Source organism: Streptococcus sp. HMSC073A12 (assembly GCF_001812815.1).
GTDB classification, from domain to species: Bacteria; Bacillota; Bacilli; order Lactobacillales; family Streptococcaceae; genus Streptococcus; species Streptococcus vaginalis.
This window is the reverse complement of the sequence record NZ_KV810525.1, coordinates 1-859: the sequence shown is the minus strand read 5'-3', so window position 1 is coordinate 859 and position 859 is coordinate 1. Positions and strand designations below refer to the sequence as shown.

Sequence of the window (859 nt, the reverse complement as noted above, 5' to 3'; positions counted from 1 at the left end):
TAGACTTGTTCGGTAACTACATCATCTCGTGGTTGATGATGCCACAAATCAACTCAGCTCTTAATTCAAACCGTTTTCTACGATTACGATAGGGCTGTGCCATGATTTGAAAGGTTTTAAATTTTGCATTAAAGTGCTCAACTTCAATACGCATTTTAGCTATCTTGCGATTCAACTGCTTATCCTCTTGGGTTAAGGGGTGATGTTTAGAACGCTTAGCAGGAATAAAGGTATTTTCGTGAAATTTCAAGATGCCTAAATACCCTAAATCTACGAAAACAAGGGTATTTTGGGGCAAACTATAGCCAATACTCTCTTTAAAAAGGGTAAAATCATGCGTATGGCCATCTGAAAAAGCCAATTGACAAGCACGATGGCTAGTCAAATCAAGCATGATTTGAGTTTTTATGGTATGTCTTTTCTTTTTACCAGAATAATTCTTGCTTTGGTTTTTTTAGGGCGTTGAATAGGACTTTCAGTGACATCAATGGCAACAGTGGCGCTAGGTGCTTCCAAGTGGTCTAAATCAAAGAGACCTGAAGAACGAAGGGTGTCCTCTACCCATGTAATGGCCTCATTGACAGTTGCCACACCTACACCAAAATCAAATGCCAACAAGCGTTGAGTGGGGTAATAGCGTAAGTAGCGCAAGGTCATGATAAGTTGGTCTTCCATACTTAGACGGCGTGGGCGTCCTCCTTTTCAGTGTTGCTCTTGATAAGCGTCAGTGAGACAATCAAGCATCAGTTGAAACGTCGCTTTTTTAACACCTATCAACAATTTGAAATTCTCTGAGTTTAATTTTAAGGCTTTTTCGTATGTTGTTTCCATAGCTTTAGTATACCACTTTTGAGTTACC

At 39.6% G+C, this 859-nt stretch carries 1 pseudogene; it reads right to left on the bottom strand.

The window, feature by feature from the left end:
- Positions 1 to 16 precede the first annotated feature (16 nt).
- Positions 17 to 831: pseudogene (locus HMPREF2876_RS10415) on the bottom strand (IS5 family transposase).
- Positions 832 to 859 lie beyond the last annotated feature (28 nt).